The sequence below is a fragment of the Acidithiobacillus sp. AMEEHan genome (assembly GCF_030996345.1).
Classification (GTDB): domain Bacteria; phylum Pseudomonadota; class Gammaproteobacteria; order Acidithiobacillales; family Acidithiobacillaceae; genus Igneacidithiobacillus.
On sequence record NZ_CP118747.1, the window covers coordinates 1,303,709 to 1,321,468 of the forward strand.

Consider the following 17,760-nt stretch of genomic DNA (forward strand, 5'->3'; position numbering starts at 1 on the left):
GCACAGAGCCTCAGTGATCCAAGGGGATGTCCAACACTGTCGAACTGCGGGATGCGTCGGTGCGCACCCATAAAGTATAGCCGCCAATCTGCCAGGTGCTGACAATGATGCCGCCGTCGCTGATGGCGGCCAGGCTGGCGCGACGCAGATCCTCGTCCATGCTTTCTTCCCAGTCGCCGGTCACATGGCGCCATAGCAGCTCTTGGGGATCGATGTCTCCCGCCTCGAAAATGCTCTGCGCGTCGGGAGAAAGCAGGATGGTGCCGAGAGGGAACAGCATCTTGGGATGAAGATCGCTCATACAAAAAATCCTTGGCTACGGAGAAATTCGCGGCTCGGCTCTGCGCAGCTCTGCATCAACGCTATCCGCTGTGGGTTTTGCCGCGCCAAGCGTGCCAGGCGCGCTGCTGAGTCCAATCCTGCCGCAGCATATACCGCCGGCACCGGGAAAAACGCGGTGTACAAAAATTGGCGCATCACCTCGCGCAGTAAAGGGCTGAGGAGGCGTCGCTGTAAACCGCTCAGGCGACGACTGCGCCGTTGCACGGTAATTCTCGCGAAGGCCATGTGCCTGGCTTCTTCCCGCCGATGGAGCTGGTTGATCGCTAAAACCGCCGGCGGCAGCATCTTGTCGCTGAGGATTTGCCGACTCATCTGGTCGGGGACATTTTCACCAATGAAAATCGTTGCCCAAAAAGCCGCCGAGCCCTCGGGCGCCAAGCGGGCGAACAGGGTGGCCAAGCGTGGGCGCTGACTCGGTGGGGTCAGGAAAGGGAGTTGTGCCCGCTGTTGCAGCTCGAGGAACATCAAACTGTGCCCGACTTCCTCGCGCAGTTCGTGGAGTTGGTAACAATAACTGTGTGTGTCGCCGTACAGGTGCTGCAGCGAATGGCTGCCCAGCCGTTGAATGAAGAGCGCTTCCAGCCACAGACCCAGCTCACAGAAGGAGACAAACTCGACTTGCGACAGACGAATCCGCTCCTCAGCACGGAGGGCGTCGAACTCTGGCAGCCCGTATAAGGAAAGGAGGGGATCAGGCAACCAAGCTTGCTCCGGATCCAGGGTATCCCACGGGATCTCCTCGAGCGGATCACGATAGTTTGCGCTGTGCCGACTGAGACGCTGAATGAGAACGTCGTGATGACGCTGAACAACCGCCATGAATTCTCTGCCCCCGGGTGACTCGTAGCCGGCATTCTGCCATGCCCGCCAACGCTCTCCAAGTCTGTCACCAGCCGGAATTGCTCGCGCCGGCGACGTTGCGCCCATATCCCTGAGCGCGCAAAATGGCCCTTCGCTTTGTCGAGGTGCCCATGTTCGAATCCCTCAGCCAACGTCTCAACCAGAGTTTCAAGGCCTTGCGTGGCCAGGCCCGTCTTAGCGAAGACAACATCCGCGATGCCTTGCGTGATGTACGTATGGCTTTGCTCGAGGCGGACGTCGCACTCCCTGTGGTCAAGGATTTCGTTGCCGAAGTGCGGCAGAAGGCCCTTGGCGAAGAAGTGCTGCGCAGCCTGAGCCCCGGCCAGGTCTTCATCAAGATCGTCAACGACGAGCTGACGCGTCTGATGGGTTCTCATAACGACCGGCTTGATTTGCAGGCGCGGCCGCCGGTGGTGATCCTCATGGCCGGACTGCAGGGCTCCGGGAAAACGACGACCAGCGCCAAACTCGCCCTCTGGCTCCAGGAACGGGAAAAGAAGCGGGTGTTGATGGTCAGTACCGACGTCTATCGGCCGGCGGCGATGGAGCAGCTCGCCAGTCTCGGACGTGACATCGCCGTCGAGGTATTTCCTAGCCACCCCAGCCAGGCGCCGGTGCAGATCGCCCGTGATGCTCTCGATGCGGCGCGCCGACAGGTGTACGACGTGCTGATTGTCGATACCGCCGGACGTCTGCACGTCGATGAGGAGATGATGCGCGAGGCTCGCGACCTCGCCGCCGCGGTGCAGCCGACGGAACTGCTCTTTGTCGTCGATGCCATGACCGGCCAGGACGCGGTCAATACCGCCAAGGCCTTTGACAGTGCTCTACCGCTGACCGGGGTGATCCTGACCAAGGCCGATGGCGATGCGCGCGGTGGCGCGGCCCTGTCCATTCGCGCCATCACCGGCAAACCCATCAAGTTCCTCGGCGTGGGCGAGAAGGTGCGCAAGGGACTGGAGGCCTTCCACCCGGAGCGGATGGCCTCGCGGATTCTCGGCATGGGCGACATCGTCAGCCTGGTGGAGCAGGTACAGCAAGATGTCGACTTGGAGCAGGCGCAGCGGATGACCGACAAGCTGCGCAAGGGTAAGGGCTTTGATCTCGAGGATTTCCGCGAACAATTGCGCCAGGTGGAGCGCATGGGCGGGTTGACCAGCATTCTCGAGAAACTACCGGGGATGAACGAAATCCCCAGCGAAGCGCAGGGGGTCTTGCAGGATAAGAAGCCGATGCGGCGCCTGGAGGCGATCATCAACTCCATGACTATGGAGGAACGGCGCCACCCGGAAATCATCAAGGCCTCTCGCCGCCGCCGCATTGCCGCAGGCTCCGGCACGACTGTCGCCGAGGTCAACAAGCTGCTCAAGCAGTTTGAGATGATGCAGAAGATGTTCAAAAAGATGGGCAAGGGGGGCAAGGGCCTGGGACGCTTGCTGGGGATGAATCCGCGCAATCTGATGAAAGGCGGTCTGCCCTTTCAATAAGGGAAATTTTTGGTTATGATTCTCGCCTTTCCCGCCGCGCGGGCGCGGTATCGTAACTTTTGTGAGGAACGGACATGGTAGTGATTCGGATGGCTCGGGGTGGCGCCAAGAAGCGGCCCTTCTACCACATCGTGGTGGCGGATAGTCGGGCACGGCGTGACGGACGCTTCATTGAGCGTTTGGGCTTTTACAACCCCGTCAGTAATCCGTCGGAGCTGCGGCTCGACAAGGAACGTGCTGCTTACTGGTTGGCCCAGGGGGCGCAGCCTTCGGACACCGTGGCGCGTTTCCTCAAGGCCGAGGGCGTGAGCAAGACAGGTGTCAACGCCGCCTGAAAGCGCGGAATGGGTGCCTCTGGGGCGGATTTCCGGCCTCTATGGTGTCCGCGGCGCTGTCAAGGTCTTTTCCTATACTGAGGAACGTGACGGCATCCTCGACCATCCGCGTTGGTATCTGGGTGCCGCGCATCGGCCCGTCGACGTCCTCTCCGGTGGGGTGCAGGCGGGCGCAGTGATTGCCCTGCTGCAGGGGGTCGGTGATCGCGAGGCCGCCCGGGCATTGATTGGGCAAGAAATTACCGTTCCTGCCGAGGCGCTGCCGCCGCTGCCGGAAGGGGAGTACTACTGGCGTGAGCTGATTGGTATGCAGGTCATCAATCGTGCGGGGCAACGGCTAGGGCAGGTGCAAGGTCTTTTGGAGACTGGCGCCAATGATGTTCTCGTCGTGCAGAGCGAGCCAAGTGGCGAAATTCTGATTCCGTGGACAGCGGACGTACAGGTGGACGCGGCGCAACGGCGTATGGTGGTGGACTGGGAGAAAGATTGGTGATGCGTTTTGATGTCATCAGTATCTTTCCCGAGTTGATCGAAGGATATTTCCAGGCGGGAGTTTTGGCCCGCGGTCGGCAGCGCGGCCTGCTCGCATTGCAGGTCTGGAATCCCCGGGATTTCAGCGATCTGCCGCATCAGCGGGTGGATGACCGGCCCTTTGGCGGTGGCCCGGGGATGCTGATGATGGCGCCGCCGCTGTTGGCGGCCATCGCTGCGGCGCGCCGGGAAAATCCAGAGGCGCCGGTGGCATATCTATCGCCCCAGGGGCAGCCCCTGCGGCAGGCGGATTGCCAGCGCTTCAGCCGCCGTGCGGGGATGGTTCTCCTTGCCGGGCGCTATGAGGGTATCGACGAGCGTGTCATGGCACAGGTCGATGAGGAGTGGTCGCTGGGAGATTACGTCCTCGCCGGCGGAGAGTTGCCGGCGCTGGTGTTGATGGAGGCAACGGCGCGACTCCTGCCCGGTTTCCTCGGTCATGAGGCATCGGCGCAGGAGGACAGCTTTGCGGCGGCGGACCTGTTGGATTGTCCGCATTACACCCGACCGGAGCAATGGGATGGGGTGGGGGTGCCAGAGGTTTTGTTGTCGGGTGATCATGCGCGAGTCGCACGCTGGCGCCGGGGACAGTCGTTGTTGCGAACCAAGACGCGGCGCCCGGACCTCTGGGCGCAACGTCAGTTGTCGGTCGCGGATATACGTTGTCTGCAGGAAGCAGAGAGCGCGGATGAAAGTGGCAGGATGTAAGGAGAAGTGCTGTGAATATCATTGATGAAATCAATCAGGCAGAGGCCAAGAACGAGATCCCCGACTTCATCGCCGGTGACACCGTGGCGGTGCATGTTCGCGTGAAGGAAGGCGAGCGTGAGCGTATCCAGGTATTCGAGGGTCTGTGTATTGCCCGGCGTAACCGCGGGGCCCACTCGTCCTTCACGGTGCGCAAGATCTCCAGTGGCGAAGGCGTTGAGCGCGTTTTCCCGATGCACTCGCCACTGGTCGCCAAAGTAGAGGTGAAGCGTCGCGGCGATGTCCGGCGTGCCAAGCTCTACTATCTGCGCGATCTCTCCGGTAAGGCTGCGCGCATCCGCGAAAAGCTCGGCTGATGAGCGGGGAGCAGTCCACCGCCTTGCTGACGCAATGGCGGATGGCTGCGGCGCCAGAGCAGGACCGCATGTGGGCAGACGCCGCTGCGCGCCTAGCCCTGCAGTCTGGTTTTTTGCGTGAGGGCCTGCCTCTATCTCAGGGGCAGGCCGATCTGTATCTCGGTCGCTGCTGGATGGCGCGACTTAGCGTGACCATTGCGGCGAATTCCCTGCCTGGCCATTTGGTGGCGCGGGCCTGGTCGGCGATGGCGACGGATGCCCTCGCTCCCGTCGCTTGGCGGCAAATAATCCCCGACGCGCCTCTACCGATCGACATGGAACTCGATATCCTCGCCGAGGCCGTCGAACATCGGGATGAGCAACGACTTTTGCCGCTGCTGCGCAGCATGGCCGATGACGTCAAGGCCCGGCACCTGATCATCGATCGCCTGCGCCTGCGGGTCGCGGAAGATGGTTTCGCGCATGGCTTCCGCAGCAGCCTCTTCCATGCCTGGGCACAGCTCGCCGCCATCGTGTCTGCGGAAGATTTCGTAGCGCTTACTCTGGCAGCGTTGCGGCAACACTGGGGCCTGGCCGAAGCTTGCGCGGTGGTGGTGCCCGAAGGGCGGGCGGAACGGCGCGCCGATAGTGGCAAGGCGCTCTTACAGAGCCTCCGGGAGCGCGATCTGGCGGCGTATATGGAGCATCTGCGCGGTATGGGGGACCAACCGATTGCCGCGTTGCGTCAGCTCTTTCTGGCGCTCGGCTTGATGATCCTGGAATATCCGGCGAACGTGCAACTGCGTGAATTGGGAGACATCTACCTGTGGCTGGCAGCAGTATTGCAGATGCCCCACCGCAGCTTGCGGCGTTGCCGGCGTATCCTCTTCAGTGCCGCTGCCGATCTGTTCCGCTTTGCCGGCTGGGAGGCGCAGCAAGACTGGCCGGGATATACCGAACTCGCGGCCTTTCGCCATGCCCTGTCCGAGGAGCATACGCCGCAAATCTTCAGCGAGGACTGGCAGCGTATTCTCCAGGTACAAGCCTTGGGCAGCGAGGCCCTGGCCTCCTGGTATCGTCGGCGGGCCGAGCAATATCTCAGCGTAGCTGCCGAGCCCGCGACAGACTTTTGGGCACATTGGCAGGAGACGCAAAGGGCTACCCAGGAACTTGCCGGACCGTTGTTATGGATTCATCCTCTGGTTTTTCTGCGCCTGCACCCGGAATCGTAAGCCGTTGGCGCCACAGCGTCGCGCCGATCGGCACGCTGACTCTGGAATTTTGTGACGCTGCATTGATAGGCCTGAGTCCCGTTCTCGGACAGGCCGAGGAATTGCCCGATCTCCGCGCCGATCACCCGGTCGCCCAGGCGCTGGCCGCCTATGCAGCAGCCGACTTCCAGGAGTATGAGCGATGCTGCCGCCTCCTGCTGTTGCGGGTAACGGGAACGCCCTTTCAGCGACAGGTTTGGCGCGCCCTGCAAGAGATTCCTCTGGGTCAGGTCTGCAGCTACGGCGACCTCGCTCGCCGTTTGCAGAACGCGCCCCGCGCGGTTGGGCAGGCATGCCGCCGCAATCCCGTTGCCATCCTCATCCCCTGTCATCGAGTACTCGCCAAGGACAGTCTCGGCGGCTATGCGGGCGAACGAAAGGGGGCAGCGCTGGCCTACAAGGAACTTCTTCTCCGGCATGAGGGGGTGGGGAATGCGCATGCCTAAGATCTCTACCGGGGAGCTGGATGCGGATGTCCAGCAATTTCTCGATGCCTTGTGGCTGGAGAAAAACCTGAGTGCGCATACATTGCAGGCCTACCGCCAGGATCTCGATGCCTTGTGCCGGTACCTGCAGCCGCGCGGGCTGCGTCAGGCAGAGCATGCCGACCTGGCAAGTTTTCTCGCTGCTCGCCTCAACGCTGGCGCGGCCCTGCGGAGCGTGCGACGCCAGCTTTCCAGTTTGCGGAGTTTTTATGCCTACGCCCTGCGCGAGGGCTGGATGCGCCGCGATCCCAGTCTGGATCTCAGCTCGCCCCGTCTGGGTCGGCACTTGCCGGAGGTGCCGACGGAATCGGAAGTGGAGGCACTGCTCGCCGCAGCCGATCCGTCGCATCCCCTGGGTCTGCGGGATGCGGCCATGCTGGAGCTGCTTTATGCGACCGGCTTGCGGGTATCGGAGTTGGTGAGCCTGCAGTTAGCACAGGTGGACATAGCCGCTGGCGTGCTGAAGACCTTCGGCAAGGGACGTAAGGAACGCCTGGTGCCCATCGGCGAACGGGCCCAGGAACTGCTTGCCGATTATTTGCGGCGCGCACGCCCCCAGCTCTTGCAGCAGGGTGCCCAGAGCGCCCTGTTTCTCAGCCAGCGGGCCGCGCCGATGACCCGTCAGCGCTTCTGGCAACTGATCCGGCATTATGGCGGGGTCGCCGGCATCCGTTGCCGGCTTTCTCCCCACAGTCTGCGTCATGCCTTTGCCACCCATCTACTCGATCATGGTGCAGATTTGCGCAGTGTGCAGCTGATGCTGGGGCATGCCCAGCTCAGCACCACGGAAATCTATACGCACATTGCCCAGGCACGTCTCCAGGCCCTGCACGCCGCGCATCATCCGCGCGGCTAGGTTCAGCTCCCTTTTTTGGGAAGGCGCAGGACAATGAAAATGCTCGATTTCCCTTGTCGGATCAGCACCGGAACCGGTTTGTCTGCAGGGGTAGCCGCGACCAGACGTTGCAGTTGTTGCGGATTCTGCACCACCTGCTGGTCAAACTGTTCGATGATCATCCCCGGCTGCACGCCGGCTTCCGCCGCTGCGCCTTCGTGTACGTCCACTACTTCTACGCCCTGATCGATTCCCAACTCTTGTTTCAGTTTGGCAGAGAGCGGTTTGGTAGAGATCCCCAGCCGTTCGATTTTGAGCACGCTGGGATTCGGCGTCGGACTGCTCTCCAAATCGCTGGCTTTCTGCGGGCTGGGCAAGGCGCCGACGGTGATCGGCAGATTCACCGCCTTGCCGTGCCGCAGAATACCGATTTCTACCTGAGTTCCAGGCTTTTTCGTGCCCACCAGCAAGGGCAGTTGGCCGACACTGTAGACCGGCTTGCCCGCGAAGGTGACGATGACATCCCCGGCCTGCAGGCCCGCGCGCGCCGCTGGGCTGTCGGGCTCGACCGACGCGACGAGAGCGCCCACGGGTTCATGGAGACGCAGTGCCTCGGCCATGTCTGGTGTCACGCTCTGCACCTCGACTCCGAGATAGCCAAACTGAATCGCGCGGTGTGCCTTGAGATCCTCTACCACCGACATCACCGTATTGATGGGGATGGAGAAGGACAGGCCCATGTAGCCACCGTTGTTGGTGTAAATCTGGTCGTTGATGCCCACCACCTGACCATACATGTTGAAGAGTGGCCCGCCCGAGTTGCCAGGATTGATGGGGACGTCGCTCTGGATGAAGGGAATGTACTCATCGTCCGGCAGTGGTCGATCCAGGGCGCTGACAACGCCCTGGGTGACCGAGTTAGAGAAGCCGAAGGGGGTACCCACCGCGAGTATCCATTGTCCCACCTTGAGATCGTTCGAGTTGCCTATGGGTGCGGTGGGCAGATTGTTGGCGTCGATCTTCAACAGCGCGGTATCGTAGCGCACAGACAAGCCGACGAGCTTGGCTGGATAGGCGTGGTGATCGGCGAGGGTGACAATGATGTGCTTGGCATGGCGCACGACATGGGCGGCAGTAACGATGTAGCCATCGCTGCTCAGGATAAAGCCCGAGCCGAGGGACTCGACTTTCTCTTGCGGCGGTTGCTTGGACTGGCCATTGGGCGCACCAAAGTGCTCAAAGAAGCGGTAAAAGGGCGAGTCTGGCGGGAAGGGATTGCCGGCCCCAGGGATCGCCTGTTCGGAGGTCGTGCTGATATTCACCACCGTTGGCCCATAGCGCTCGATGAGTGGAGTAAAATCGGGAAGATTGACCAAGGGCGGCAACGCAGCACTTTGCGGGGTTGCGGTGACGGGCGCTGTTGGACTGGGGACCGGCTTCGGTGCGCTCACCTGCGCTTGCGCGCAACCGGAAGCGAGCAGGACCAGAGTCAATGCCGCAAAAATGGCGCGACGTTGCGGAAAACGGGAAATGAGGTCGGACATGCAGTCATGCTCCTAATGGGTGCCTGTCAGGGCGGTGCGACGGAGAGGTTCCGCCAGAAAACAGGCTCAATAGAGTGCCCGCGCCAATTTGCTGCGATACTCGTTGACCAAGGGATGTTCCTTGCCCAATACGAGAAAAATTTTTAGGAGGGTCTTGCGCGCGAGATCGTCGCGATATTTTCGATGCCGCTGCACCATCTCGATGAGCTGATCCAGTGCCGCCTGCTCATGACCTTGCAACAGCTCGCTGAGAGCGTGCTGATACATGGCCTGTGCTTGCTCATCACCGCTGCTTTCCTGCAGTTGGCGCAAGATTTCCGCGCTGGGCGGCGCATCGCGCAGGTCAGAAGCAAATTCCACGAGGGCCCGCAACGCTTCGACCTCCTCCCGCACCGAGAAGGCCGGACTCAGAGCCGCCAATTCGGCCTCGGCGGCGTCATGCTCGCCGCGGGCGATCAGAAGGCGCGCAAGCTCCAGGTGCGCCTCGTCGTTGCGTGGATTTTGTTCCAGCGCCAAGCGAAATGCTTTCTCGGCCGCTGCGGTATCGCCTCGTGCGAGGGCTTCGAGCCCTGCTTTGCGCTGCTCATCGCCGGCCTTGGGCAAAATCTTGTCGAGAAACTGGCGAATGGCCGACTCGGGCAAGGCGCCGGTGAACTCGTCGACGACCTTACCATCAAGGAAGGCTTTTACCGCAGGGATGCCGCGCACGGAATACTGCCGAGAGAGCTCGGGGTTTTCATCCGAGTTGATCTTGGCGAGTAAAAACCCTCCCTGCATCTCTTCGGCCAAGCGTTCCAGAACGGGACCCAGGGCGCGACAGGGGCCGCACCAGGGAGCCCAGAAATCCACCACGACCGGGCGACGAAAGGACTCGGCTTCCACGGCCTCGCGAAAATTGCCCAGGTTTACATCCATCACGTGGGAACCAGACGCCATCTACTCCACTCCTGCTCTTCGGATTCTGAACATGATTACACGATACGTTGTCGCCGTGAGCGCGTCACTGTGCCTGCAGTTTGTGCATTTCCTCGACGATCTGGTGCAGCAGGCTGCGGGTGCTGGCACCCAGTCCTTTGCCCAAGCGCTCTACGTCGGTTTTCCCTTGGGATAATGGTCCCAGACAGGCGCCCAACTTTGCCATCTCGCCTCCCGCCCGCTGCATCTGGCTGGCCATCTGCCCAAGCCATTGCAGGGCTTGGGTGTCGCCCCGCTGGGCAGCGACGACGATTCCGGCAATCCCGGGAGCTGCGAAGCTCGGGTCGGCTTGGGCGTCGGGAGAAGGGAGAGAATGGGGATCCTGCAGACCTTGCAGGACGCTCTCGACGACAATGTAGTCCTCGTCGTCCAGGCCGAGCAAAAGTGTGGCATCTCTCTCGCCCGCCACGATTCGTTCCAGGCGCGCGACCAGCTCTTCCCAGCCGTTGGCAGTAGCCACCCGCAGACTGTCCCGTAGAGCCGGCCGCCGGTCGACGTTCTGACAAGCGGCAACGACCTGTACAATGAGCTGTGCGTGCGCCCTACGTACCTGCTCCCGAAACGCTGGAAGTTCCTGCACCCAAAAGTCCTCAAGATCGACAATTTTTTGAGTTTGTAGCTTGCCTTCACTAGAATGTCAAAATGGTGCGGTTGCGGAGGGATGGGGTTGGCCAAACAGTGGCTGCAGCGAATGGAAAGTTGGGTGCATGGCGGCGTTGATATCGTCCGCGCACACCCGGGCCGCTGGGCGCGCTTCCTGCTCGTGCCTTTGGTCCTCACCGCCCTGCCGCTGCCCTTCTGGCTCATGTATGGCATCGCCCCTCTCGGGCTGCTCGGCGGACTCTACCTCGCCGGACGCTGTGACGGGCAGGAATATACCGCTGCACAAATACGGCACGCCCTCAGTGTGGCGGTGTTGTGGGGAATGGTGCTGACGTTGTTTGGCCTGCTTTTCGAATTTGGCCGCGAAACAGTGCTGCTCGGAGCGCTGTTAAGCGGCGTGCAGGGTAACTGGCAGATCGGTCAGGAGCCAGGATTCTGGGGCTGGTGGATGGGGTTCAGTGAGCGCCTGACCGATCTCGCTCTGACCCCGTATTTCTGGTTTTCCCCGGCTTTCTTCGGCGTGGCCCTGGCGCTGCATAAGGGGCATGGCTGGCTGGAGGCGGAAGTCGAAACGACGCTTGCCTTGCTGTTTCGTCAGGAGTTGCGTGATCCACTCATTGCCTTATGGGCCATCCTTCTGGTTGCCAGCGTCATTCTGCCGTTACCGGCGCAGGTTTGGCTGGCGCTTTTGGTCTGGGTGCTGGGGCCACCTATCGTCCATGTCGCGTATGAAGACATCTTTGCCAACAAGCAGCGGCCGCGGCGCAAGCGTGCGAGCAGGTCGGTACAGCTCCCGGTTTTGCAGGCGCGACCGCAGAAAGTGCGCGCCAGTTGAATCTTCTTCATGGCCAGGGAGCAGATTTTGCGCTTGAGGGAAAGCTGCTCGCCTTGCTACTGTTCCGCCTGGAAAATTGATAGACGCAGGAGCCCCCATGTTTTCTTCCCAAACGATCGCCGGTTTTGATCCCGCCCTGGCAGCGGCCATGGAGCACGAGCGCGTGCGGCAGGAAGATCATGTCGAATTGATTGCTTCGGAAAACTATACGAGTCCGATGGTGATGGCGGCGCAGGGCTCGGTGCTCACCAACAAGTACGCCGAGGGTTATCCCGGCAAGCGGTACTACGGCGGCTGCGAGTATGTCGATGTGGTGGAGCAGTTGGCCATTGATCGGGCCAAGCAGTTGTTTGGCGCCGAACACGCCAACGTGCAGCCGCACTCCGGTTCGCAGGCGAATCAGGCCGTCTATTTTTCAGTGCTGAAGCCGGGTGACAAGATCATGGGGATGAGCCTTGCCCACGGTGGTCATCTCACCCACGGCGCCAAAGTGAATCTATCGGGGAAGGTCTTCGACGTGGTGGCCTACGGCGTGCGCCGTGAGGACGGGCGCATCGATTACGATGCCATGGCGGCGCAAGCTGAGCAGGAACGCCCGAAAATGATCGTTGCGGGGGCCAGCGCCTACTCGCGGATTATCGATTTCGCGCGCATCGGCGAGATTGCCCGCAGTATTGGCGCCTACCTTCTGGTCGACATGGCGCACATTGCCGGCCTGGTGGCCGCGGGCCTGCATCCGAGCCCGGTGCCGCACGCCGATTTCGTCACCACGACGACGCATAAGACCCTGCGTGGACCGCGCGGGGGCCTGATCCTCTGCCGTGAAGAGTACGCCAAAAAGGTCAATTCTCTGATTTTCCCGGGCATTCAGGGCGGCCCGTTGATGCATGTCATCGCTGGCAAGGCGGTTGCCTTTCAGGAGGCTTTGCAACCAGAGTTCAAATCCTATCAATCGCAGGTCATCCGCAATGCGCAGAAGCTCGCCGCCGTCCTGGCCGGGCGGGGCTATCAGGCGGTATCCGGTGGCACCGACAACCATCTCTTTCTCCTTGATCTCGGTGAAAAGGTGACAGGGAAAGAGGCGGAAGAAGCTTTGGGTCGCGCCAATATCACGGTCAACAAAAATGCGGTACCGTTCGACGCCCGCCCGCCGGCAGTAACCAGCGGAATTCGCATCGGCACCCGGCAGCGACAACCCGCGGTTTTGCCGAGGGCGAAATGGAGACTCTCGGGGCTGCCATCGCCGACGTTCTCGATGCCCATGAAGACCCGGCCGTACTGCAGCGAGCGCAGAGTTGCATTCTCGATCTCTGCCGGCAATTCCCGGTCTATGGCTGACGGTGCATTGCCCCTTCTGTGCGCATGACGATACCCGTGTCGTCGATTCCCGCATCGTCGATGATGGCGAAGCGGTGCGGCGACGCCGGGAGTGTCCGGCCTGCGGCCAGCGCTTCACCACTTATGAGCGTGCCGACCTGGCCTTTCCCATGGTGGTCAAGGCAGATGGCCGGAGGGAGCCCTACCGGCAGGAGAAACTTCTTGCCGGTTTGCGGCGTGCGCTGAGTAAACGCCCGGTCTCTACCGCGGAATTGGATCTGGCGCTGCGCAAGATCGAGAAACAGATTCGCAGCCACGCTGAACGAGAGATTCCTGCGCGTCGCATTGGCGATCTGGTGATGACCGCGTTGCGTGAGCTTGATCCGGTTGCCTATGTGCGTTTTGCCTCGGTATACCGCCGTTTCGATGATCTGCATGCCTTTAGCAGCGAGATTCAGGCCCTACTCGATCCCGGTGACGACGGTGAGCCCGCCAGCGATGCCGATTGACCAGAGCGACATTCAGCACATGCGGCAGGCGCTGGCGCTGGCGCGGCAGGGACTCTACAGTACCCACCCCAACCCGCGGGTGGGTGCCATCCTCGTGCGTGATGGCAGGGAGATTGGTCGCGGAGCACACCGGCTGGCGGGTGGCCCGCATGCGGAAGTTTTGGCTCTACGTGAGGCGGGGGACGCGGCGCGCGGCGCGACCCTCTATGTCACTCTCGAACCCTGTTCCCATCATGGCCGCACGCCGCCGTGCAGTGATGCCCTGATCACCGCCGGAGTGCGCCGAGTGGTGGTGGGCATGGTCGACCCCAATCCCCTGGTGGCTGGTCAGGGCATCGCACGTCTGCGCGCTGCCGGTATCGAAGTCGATGTGCCTTGCCTAGAAGAGGAGGCTGCGTGGCTGAATCGTGGTTTCCTCCAGCGCATGCGAGCTGGACGTCCCTGGATTCGCATCAAGCAGGCCAGCAGCCTGGATGGCAAGATTGCCCTCGCGAATGGCCAGAGCCAGTGGTTGACCGGAGTCTTGGCACGGGAGGACGTGCAGCAGGAGCGGGCGCAGGCGAGCGCTATCCTGGTCGGCGTAGGTACGGTCCTGGCGGACGATCCGCGGCTGGCTCCACGACTTGCCACTGAGCTGCCGCGCTACCCGGTCAAGATCGTCCTCGATGGACGCCTGCGTACCCCTCCCACAGCGGCCATGTTGCGTAGCCCCGGCGCCATCTGGATCGTGCATCGTGATGATATCGGTGCCGACAAGGGTTCTGCCTTGGTCGCTGCCGGTGTCCGCCTCGTCGCTCTGCCGGCGGCGAGCTCGGGTGTCGGCGTCGATTTTGCTGCACTGATGGCGTTTTTGGCAGCCGAAGAAATCAATGAGTTGTTGGTCGAGGCTGGGGGGCGCTTGGCCAGCAGCCTGCTCCGTGCCGGGTTGGTTGATGAATATCTACTCTATTTTGCCCCCTTGCTGTTGGGCCAGGACGCCCGCGCCTTTGCCGAGATCGGCCCCTATCATGAGCTTGCCCGGGTTCCGCGTTGGCGACTGCGGGAGAGTCGTTCTCTTGGAGAAGATATGAAGGTTCGTTACCTCTGTCAGCAGGAGGATTGATGTTCACCGGAATCGTACAGGCGCTCGGAACCCTACAGCTACGTCAGCACTTGGGCGGTGATCAGCGCTTTTGGATCGCTGCTGGCAGTCTGGACCTGAGTGACGTGCAGTTGGGGGATAGCATCGCCGTTTCGGGCGTTTGTCTCACTGCCGTTGCTTTGGATCATGGGCGTTTCGCCGTCGATGTCTCCCGCGAAACCCTTGAGCGCAGCACCCTCGGCAATTTGGCACCGGGTGCGCAGGTCAATCTGGAAAAGGCCTTGCGCCTCGCCGATCGCTTGGGTGGGCACTTGGTGGCTGGCCATGTCGATGGGGTTGGCACGCTGCTCAGCGCGCAGGCCTCCGGCCGCTCCCAGGTCTATCGGGTGCAGGTGCCCCAGGAATTGCGGCGCTATATCGCGGCCAAGGGGAGCATCTGCGTGGATGGCATCAGTCTCACTGTCAATGCGCTTTATCCTGATGGTTTCGCGCTCAATCTCATTCCCCACAGTCTGGCGCAGACCACAGCCCAGTTCTGGAAACCGGGGCAACGACTCAATCTGGAAGTCGATCTCCTCGCTCGCTATCTCGAGCGCCTCATGGCCGAGAACGGGAAAAGCGCGGTAGAATCCCGGCTCGACGCTGCAAGTCTGGCCGCGAAAGGATTCAGTTGATGACGGAAACCCATATCAGCCCCACGGAAGAGATTCTTGCCGACATTCGGGCGGGGAAAATGGTCATCCTCATGGATGACGAGGACCGCGAAAACGAAGGCGATCTGATCCTGGCGGCAGAGCATGCCACCCCCGAGGCCATCAACTTCATGGTGCGGGAGGCCCGCGGTCTGGTTTGCCTGCCCCTGACGCAAGAGCGTTGTGAGCAACTGCAACTCCCGCAGATGGTGCGTCACAATACTGCGCAGCTGGGCACGGCCTTCACGGTCTCGATCGAGGCGGCGCGCGGGGTCAGCACCGGAATCTCCGCTGCCGATCGCGCCACCACGATTCAGGCGGCCATCGCCGATGGCGCCGGCCCCCAGGATATCGTCATGCCGGGGCATATCTTTCCCTTGGCCGCGCAGCCTGGCGGGGTGTTGGTGCGGGCTGGCCACACCGAGGCTGCTGTCGACCTCGCCCGTCTCGCGGGGTGCAAGCCCGCTGGCGTGATCTGCGAGATTCTCAACGAAAATGGGGAGATGGCGCGCCTGCCGGACCTGCTGCCCTACGCCGCGCGCCATGGCCTGAAGCTCGGGACCATTGCCGATCTGATCCGCTATCGCCTGGAACGCGAGCGCATCGTCCGGCGCGAAGGTAGTGGCCCCTGGCAGAGCCCGTGGGGGGAGTTTACCCTGCATCTGTATCGTGACTGGATTGCTGGTGAGACACATTTTGCCCTGGTCAAGGGGCGGCCAGAAGAGAGCGGTGCGCCGGTCTTGGTGCGGGTACAGGTGGGAAAGATGCTCACCGATCTCTTTCTCGGAGATCAAGGCCCTGTGGCCCATGCTTTGGCGCGCTTGGCAAAAGAAGATACTGGTGTGCTGGTGTATCTGCAACATGCCGACGGCATCGAGACCCTCCTTGCCCAGATTGCTGACTTGCCGGCACGGCCTCAGGGTCCTGGGCAGGCAGGAGACTCGGGGAAAATTCTCCGCACCTTTGGTATTGGCGCGCAGATCCTCACCGATCTTGGCGTCCATCAGGCGCTGGTCCTCAGTGACAGTCAGTTTCAGTATCGTGGCATTGGCGGTTTCGGTCTCGAAATCGTCGGCCAACTTCCCTTTCTCGAAACAGGAAAACACCCATGATCGAGCGCATCGAAGGTACTTTGCAGGTCGGCGCTGACGAGCGGTACGCACTGCTGGTCGCCCGGTTCAACAGTTTCATCACGCAGCAGTTGGAGCAGGGCGCCATTGACGGTCTCAGACGGCATGGCGCCAGCGATGAACAGATTCAGGTGATCTACAGCCCTGGGGCCTATGAAATCCCGCTATTGGCGCAAAAGCTCGCGCGTTCGGGTGAATACGCAGCTGTCCTTTGTTTGGGAGCGGTGATCCGCGGTGGTACACCCCACTTCGATTATGTGGCAGGCGAGGCGGCCAAGGGCATCGCACAGGTTGGCCTAGAGACTGGCGTCCCCGTAATTTTTGGCATCCTCACCACGGACAGCATCGAACAGGCCATCGAGCGGGCGGGCACCAAGGCCGGCAACAAGGGCTTTGATGCCGCCCTCACGGCAATCGAAATGGTTCGGTTGCTGAAAAACCTGTGAACGAGCCCCGCACTCCCAGTCGTCGACGTCTGGCGCGAATGGCGTTGGTGCAGGCGTTGTACCAATGGCAGCTCAATCCCACCTCCTGCCAGGAGCTGGCGGAACAGTTCCATGGCGAGCCAGAGCGCCTGCAAGCGGCAGACGTAGCCTTCTTCGATCGGGTCTGGACCGCGCTTTGCGAACAGGTGGACGCACTCGATCCGGCGATCATCGAAGCTATCAGTGATCGCCGCTGGGAAGATGAAGTCAACGAGATCGAGCGTGCCATCCTGCGCCTCGCCGCCTTTGAATTACACTCTGCACCAGACACCCCCTACCGGGTGGTCATCAATGAGGCCATCGAGCTCGACAAGGCCTTTGGCGCCGACCAGGGTCACCGCTTCATCAATGGCGTTTTGGACCAGCTTGCCCGCCGCTGGCGGGCCGTGGAGCTGCATTCTCCCAAGGTCGAAAGTTAGCACGATGTAGCTATAGCCATACATGAGCTTTCTGATGTAACCTTCTGACTGCCAGAGTTTTCTTTTGAGGGTCTCATGAAGATTTCACAGTCCATCGCTATCTCCGCTGTACTGGCTTTTAGCACCGTCCTCTCCGCGTCGGCATGGGCGGGCCAGACCGAACAAGCCACTTTGGAGGATACGGCAAGCACGTCGCCTGCGCTTCTCACCACCGCCAAACTGGAAAACGACATTGGTACCCACTGCGCGCTTGGCCAGGGGGTGCCACAAAACTATGCCCTGGCGGCACAGTGGTTCGAAAAGGCCGCCAAGATTGGCTACGGTAAGGCACAGTACAATCTGGGGATGCAGTATTATTTCGGTCAGGGAGTAGCGCAGAACTACGAGAAGGCCGCCCATTGGTGGCAGCTCGCTGCTGAACAAAACATCCCGTCAGCACAATACAATTTGGGGAACCTATATTACCAGGGGATTGGTGTAAAGCAGGATTTTGAGAAGGCCGCCTATTGGTGGAAGAAAGCGGCCGGCCTGGGCGTAACGCAAGCCAAGACCAACCTGGCGGTGTTGGAGAAGTGGCAGGCGAAAAACCTCCAGCAGGTCGCTGAAAAGACCCGCGTCACGCCGTAAGCGATCAGAGGCTCTGCGGCGGGTAGTCTTCCGGCTCCCGCTGATCGGATGCAGATGCCTTATGCAGCTCCTGCTCCAGCGTCAGTCTGTGGTTCTGCTCGCCCAGAAGTCTCTTCTCCAGCTCGTTGATCTGTCTGGCGTGTCGGCGAATCCGCCAGCGATTGCGCAAATGCGTCGGTAGATAAAAAATGGCGCTGGCCAGGGCTCCGGCAAAGAAGGCAATCAAAACGATCACCCCGATCGATTGTTGAAACTCCCAGGTAAAGAAGCGAACGCCGCTAAGGGCATTGTTCTGCACCGCGAACAGCACCGCCAAGCCCGCAAGGAGCAGAGAAAAGAGAATCCACATGTAT

General features: G+C 61.3%; 22 protein-coding genes and 1 pseudogene. 17 read left to right on the forward strand and 6 right to left on the reverse strand.

The window, feature by feature from the left end; translation table 11 throughout:
- Positions 1-10 precede the first annotated feature (10 nt).
- Both ORD17_RS06580 and ORD17_RS06585 read right to left on the reverse strand, forming a co-directional pair.
- The gene (locus ORD17_RS06580; RefSeq protein ID WP_308387511.1) at positions 11-301 is read right to left on the reverse strand and encodes a hypothetical protein; all 291 of its coding nucleotides are present in this window, start codon (positions 299-301) and stop codon (positions 11-13) included.
- The gene (locus ORD17_RS06585; RefSeq protein ID WP_308387512.1) at positions 298-1,161 is read right to left on the reverse strand and encodes a diiron oxygenase; all 864 of its coding nucleotides are present in this window, start codon (positions 1,159-1,161) and stop codon (positions 298-300) included. The genes ORD17_RS06580 and ORD17_RS06585 overlap by 4 nt, the downstream gene beginning before the upstream one ends.
- Before the next feature lie 152 nt (positions 1,162-1,313).
- Between ORD17_RS06585 and ffh the strand changes: the two genes are divergently transcribed.
- The 8 genes from ffh (at position 1,314) to xerD (ending at position 7,211) form a co-directional block, all read left to right on the forward strand.
- The gene (gene ffh / locus ORD17_RS06590; protein WP_308387513.1) at positions 1,314-2,690 is read left to right on the forward strand and encodes a signal recognition particle protein; all 1,377 of its coding nucleotides are present in this window, start codon (positions 1,314-1,316) and stop codon (positions 2,688-2,690) included.
- 74 nt (positions 2,691-2,764) lie between these two features.
- A complete protein-coding gene (rpsP, locus tag ORD17_RS06595; RefSeq protein ID WP_215871263.1) occupies positions 2,765-3,025 on the forward strand; it encodes a 30S ribosomal protein S16 in 261 nt (86 codons plus the stop codon).
- Positions 3,009-3,518, forward strand: a complete 510-nt coding sequence (gene rimM / locus ORD17_RS06600; RefSeq protein ID WP_308387514.1) for a ribosome maturation factor RimM — start codon at positions 3,009-3,011, stop codon at positions 3,516-3,518. Before rpsP ends, rimM begins: the two co-directional genes overlap by 17 nt.
- Positions 3,518-4,264: a tRNA (guanosine(37)-N1)-methyltransferase TrmD gene (trmD, locus tag ORD17_RS06605; RefSeq protein WP_308390070.1), complete on the forward strand. Its 747-nt coding sequence runs from the start codon at positions 3,518-3,520 to the stop codon at positions 4,262-4,264. Before rimM ends, trmD begins: the two co-directional genes overlap by 1 nt.
- An 11-nt stretch (positions 4,265-4,275) precedes the next feature.
- Entirely contained in the window at positions 4,276-4,620 is a 345-nt protein-coding gene (gene rplS / locus ORD17_RS06610; protein ID WP_308387516.1) for a 50S ribosomal protein L19, read from the forward strand.
- Positions 4,620-5,831: a hypothetical protein gene (locus ORD17_RS06615; RefSeq protein ID WP_308387517.1), complete on the forward strand. Its 1,212-nt coding sequence runs from the start codon at positions 4,620-4,622 to the stop codon at positions 5,829-5,831. Before rplS ends, ORD17_RS06615 begins: the two co-directional genes overlap by 1 nt.
- A complete protein-coding gene (locus tag ORD17_RS06620) occupies positions 5,786-6,316 on the forward strand; it encodes a methylated-DNA--[protein]-cysteine S-methyltransferase (RefSeq protein WP_308387518.1) in 531 nt (176 codons plus the stop codon). The genes ORD17_RS06615 and ORD17_RS06620 overlap by 46 nt, the downstream gene beginning before the upstream one ends.
- On the forward strand, positions 6,309-7,211 hold the full coding sequence (xerD, locus tag ORD17_RS06625; protein WP_308387519.1) for a site-specific tyrosine recombinase XerD: 903 nt from the start codon (positions 6,309-6,311) through the stop codon (positions 7,209-7,211). The genes ORD17_RS06620 and xerD overlap by 8 nt, the downstream gene beginning before the upstream one ends.
- 2 nt (positions 7,212-7,213) lie before the next feature.
- On the opposite strand, the gene ORD17_RS06630 is transcribed toward xerD, so the two are convergent.
- The 3 genes from ORD17_RS06630 to ORD17_RS06640 all read right to left on the reverse strand — a co-directional run bounded on the left by ORD17_RS06630 (position 7,214) and on the right by ORD17_RS06640 (position 10,289).
- The gene (locus ORD17_RS06630) at positions 7,214-8,734 is read right to left on the reverse strand and encodes a Do family serine endopeptidase (protein WP_308387521.1); all 1,521 of its coding nucleotides are present in this window, start codon (positions 8,732-8,734) and stop codon (positions 7,214-7,216) included.
- Between the two features lie 66 nt (positions 8,735-8,800).
- A complete protein-coding gene (locus ORD17_RS06635; protein WP_308387522.1) occupies positions 8,801-9,670 on the reverse strand; it encodes a tetratricopeptide repeat protein in 870 nt (289 codons plus the stop codon).
- Between the two features lie 64 nt (positions 9,671-9,734).
- The gene (locus ORD17_RS06640; RefSeq protein ID WP_308387523.1) at positions 9,735-10,289 is read right to left on the reverse strand and encodes a hypothetical protein; all 555 of its coding nucleotides are present in this window, start codon (positions 10,287-10,289) and stop codon (positions 9,735-9,737) included.
- Between the two features lie 87 nt (positions 10,290-10,376).
- On the opposite strand from ORD17_RS06640, the gene ORD17_RS06645 reads away from it, so the two are divergent.
- The 9 genes and pseudogenes from ORD17_RS06645 to ORD17_RS06685 all read left to right on the forward strand — a co-directional run bounded on the left by ORD17_RS06645 (position 10,377) and on the right by ORD17_RS06685 (position 17,407).
- Positions 10,377-11,147 (forward strand): hypothetical protein, encoded by a 771-nt coding sequence (locus ORD17_RS06645; protein WP_308387524.1) that lies wholly within the window; start codon positions 10,377-10,379, stop codon positions 11,145-11,147.
- Positions 11,148-11,244: 97 nt separating this feature from the next.
- A pseudogene (gene glyA, locus ORD17_RS06650) lies at positions 11,245-12,485 on the forward strand (serine hydroxymethyltransferase).
- Between the two features lie 2 nt (positions 12,486-12,487).
- A complete protein-coding gene (gene nrdR, locus ORD17_RS06655; RefSeq protein WP_308390071.1) occupies positions 12,488-12,973 on the forward strand; it encodes a transcriptional regulator NrdR in 486 nt (161 codons plus the stop codon).
- Positions 12,963-14,075, forward strand: coding sequence for a bifunctional diaminohydroxyphosphoribosylaminopyrimidine deaminase/5-amino-6-(5-phosphoribosylamino)uracil reductase RibD (gene ribD, locus ORD17_RS06660; protein ID WP_308387525.1), 1,113 nt, complete (start codon positions 12,963-12,965; stop codon positions 14,073-14,075). The genes nrdR and ribD overlap by 11 nt, the downstream gene beginning before the upstream one ends.
- Positions 14,075-14,728: a riboflavin synthase gene (locus ORD17_RS06665; RefSeq protein WP_308387527.1), complete on the forward strand. Its 654-nt coding sequence runs from the start codon at positions 14,075-14,077 to the stop codon at positions 14,726-14,728. Before ribD ends, ORD17_RS06665 begins: the two co-directional genes overlap by 1 nt.
- Positions 14,728-15,858 carry a 3,4-dihydroxy-2-butanone-4-phosphate synthase gene (ribB, locus tag ORD17_RS06670; protein WP_308387529.1) on the forward strand — a complete coding sequence of 377 codons (1,131 nt, stop codon included), beginning with the start codon at positions 14,728-14,730 and terminating at the stop codon, positions 15,856-15,858. Before ORD17_RS06665 ends, ribB begins: the two co-directional genes overlap by 1 nt.
- The gene (ribE, locus tag ORD17_RS06675; protein WP_308387531.1) at positions 15,855-16,322 is read left to right on the forward strand and encodes a 6,7-dimethyl-8-ribityllumazine synthase; all 468 of its coding nucleotides are present in this window, start codon (positions 15,855-15,857) and stop codon (positions 16,320-16,322) included. Before ribB ends, ribE begins: the two co-directional genes overlap by 4 nt.
- Positions 16,319-16,780 carry a transcription antitermination factor NusB gene (nusB, locus tag ORD17_RS06680; protein WP_308387533.1) on the forward strand — a complete coding sequence of 154 codons (462 nt, stop codon included), beginning with the start codon at positions 16,319-16,321 and terminating at the stop codon, positions 16,778-16,780. Before ribE ends, nusB begins: the two co-directional genes overlap by 4 nt.
- A 75-nt stretch (positions 16,781-16,855) precedes the next feature.
- Positions 16,856-17,407 carry a tetratricopeptide repeat protein gene (locus ORD17_RS06685; protein WP_308387534.1) on the forward strand — a complete coding sequence of 184 codons (552 nt, stop codon included), beginning with the start codon at positions 16,856-16,858 and terminating at the stop codon, positions 17,405-17,407.
- Positions 17,408-17,411: 4 nt separating this feature from the next.
- On the opposite strand, the gene ORD17_RS06690 is transcribed toward ORD17_RS06685, so the two are convergent.
- Complete coding sequence (locus ORD17_RS06690) at positions 17,412-17,756, reverse strand: LapA family protein (protein WP_308387535.1); 345 nt, start codon at positions 17,754-17,756, stop codon at positions 17,412-17,414.
- Positions 17,757-17,760 lie beyond the last annotated feature (4 nt).